General features: G+C 67.3%; 3 protein-coding genes. 2 read left to right on the top strand and 1 reads right to left on the bottom strand.

What is annotated here, in order from left to right; all coding sequences use genetic code 11:
• Positions 1-3: 3 nt before the first annotated feature.
• On the top strand, positions 4-768 hold the full coding sequence (locus EN884_RS34755) for a precorrin-3B C(17)-methyltransferase (RefSeq protein ID WP_063168244.1): 765 nt from the start codon (positions 4-6) through the stop codon (positions 766-768).
• Here EN884_RS34755 and EN884_RS34750 read toward each other — a convergent pair.
• Positions 732-1,508, bottom strand: a complete 777-nt coding sequence (locus EN884_RS34750) for a cobalt-precorrin-6A reductase (protein ID WP_063168245.1) — start codon at positions 1,506-1,508, stop codon at positions 732-734. The two genes, EN884_RS34755 and EN884_RS34750, sit on opposite strands and share 37 nt — an antisense overlap.
• Before the next feature lies 1 nt (position 1,509).
• Here EN884_RS34750 and EN884_RS34745 point away from each other — a divergent pair.
• Positions 1,510-1,835 (top strand): SAM-dependent methyltransferase (locus EN884_RS34745; protein ID WP_245492039.1); only part of this gene is annotated, 326 nt, incomplete at its 3' end.

Below are 1,835 nucleotides of genomic sequence, written 5' to 3'. Positions count from 1 at the left end.
GGTATGAGTGGCCGTCTCATCGTCATCGGCCTTGGCCCCGGCAATGCCGATCAGGTCACCCCGGAGGCCAGCCGCGCTGTCGCCGAGGCGAAATTCTTTTACGGCTACAAACCCTATCTCGACCGGCTGGACCTGCGCCCGGACCAGACCCGCGTCGCTTCCGACAACCGCGAGGAACTCGCCCGCTCCAAGGACGCATTGAGCAAGGCTGCAGAGGGCCATGACGTCGCCGTGGTCTCCGGCGGCGATCCCGGCGTGTTCGCCATGGCGGCGGCCGTCTGCGAGGCGATCGAGGCCGGTCCGGTCGAATGGCGCGCAGTCGATGTCGCCGTGGTGCCCGGCATCACCGCCATGCTTGCGGTTGCCGCCCGCATCGGCGCGCCGCTCGGCCATGATTTCTGCGCCATCTCGCTCTCCGACAATCTAAAGCCATGGGAGTTGATCGAACTGCGCCTGCTGGCGGCGGCCGGTGCCGGCTTCGTCATCGCGCTTTACAACCCGATCAGCAAGGCCCGCCCCTGGCAACTCGGCCGCGCCTTCGAGTGCCTGACCGCCATCCTGCCGGGCACCACGCCGGTAATCTTCGGCCGCGCCGCCGGTCGCCCGGACGAGCGTATCGAGGTCTACCTGCTGGCCGATGTCGAGGCTGAAAAGGCGGACATGGCGACCTGCATCATCATCGGCTCGCCGGAAACCAGGATTATCAAGCGCACGGAGAAGCCGGCGCTGGTCTACACGCCGCGCTCGTCCACGGGACGGACAAAATGATCGATCCCAAATCGATCGACAATGGCGGCCAGCGCTTCGACGGTTTCAGCCGAGGGCACGTCCGGCAGATCAGGCCTGCGGATCATGACCACCTCGATGCCAAGCGCCCGCGCCGAGGCGATCTTGCCAAAGGTCGCCTCGCCGCCGCTGTTCTTGGACACCACGACATCGATGCGGTGCCTTTCGAGCAGCGCGCGTTCCTCCGCGTCGCGAAACGGGCCACGGGCCAACAGATATTCGGCGTCGGGCACGGCCAGCTTCGGCTCGACCGGATCGACACTGCGAATGACATAGTGGTGCTGGGGCGCTGCTTCGAAAGCCGCAACCTCTTGCCGGCCCAGTGCCAGAAAAACGCGGCGCGGCGCCGGTCCAAGCGCTTGCGCGGCATCGCCGACCGTACCGACCAACGTCCAGCGGTCGCCTTCGACAGGCTCCCAGCCGGGACGCCGCAGGGCAAGGATCGGCACGCCGGCCATGCGCGCGGCTTGTGCGGCATTGGCGGAGATTTGCGCCGCATAGGGATGCGTGGCGTCGATCAGCAGATCGGTGGCCGTTTCCGTGAGGTAAGCGGCCAGCCCGTCGGCGCCGCCAAAGCCTCCGCTTCGCACCGGCACGCCTTGCGCGACCGGGCTTTCGGTGCGGCCGGCCAGCGACAGTGTGACCGAGGCACGCGCCGCCAGTTTTCCGGCCAGTTGCCGCGCTTCGGTGGTGCCGCCGAGGATCAGGATACGGTGGGTCATTATGCCTGCTGAGCGTCAATCGCGAGCCGCCTGGCTGACAGTCGTCGGCATCGGCGAGGACGGTTTAGCGGGTCTCGGCGACGAGGCCAAGCAGCGGATTGCCCAGGCTGAGATCATCTTCGGCGGCAAGCGGCACCTCGCCCTTGTCGCTTCCTTCGCCAAGGGCGAGCCGCGCCCATGGCCGGTTCCGTTCGATGCCGAGATGGCTGACGTGCTGGCGCTCGCCGGCAGGAACGTCTGTGTGCTCGCCTCCGGCGATCCCTTCTTCCACGGCGTCGGCGCCACGCTCGCCCGCAAGGTCAAGGCGCAAGAGATGCACGTTATCCC

The organism is Mesorhizobium sp. M7A.F.Ca.AU.001.01.1.1, assembly GCF_004022735.1.
Taxonomy (GTDB): domain Bacteria; phylum Pseudomonadota; class Alphaproteobacteria; order Rhizobiales; family Rhizobiaceae; genus Mesorhizobium; species Mesorhizobium ciceri.
This window is presented reverse-complemented; position numbering and strand designations above follow the sequence as displayed.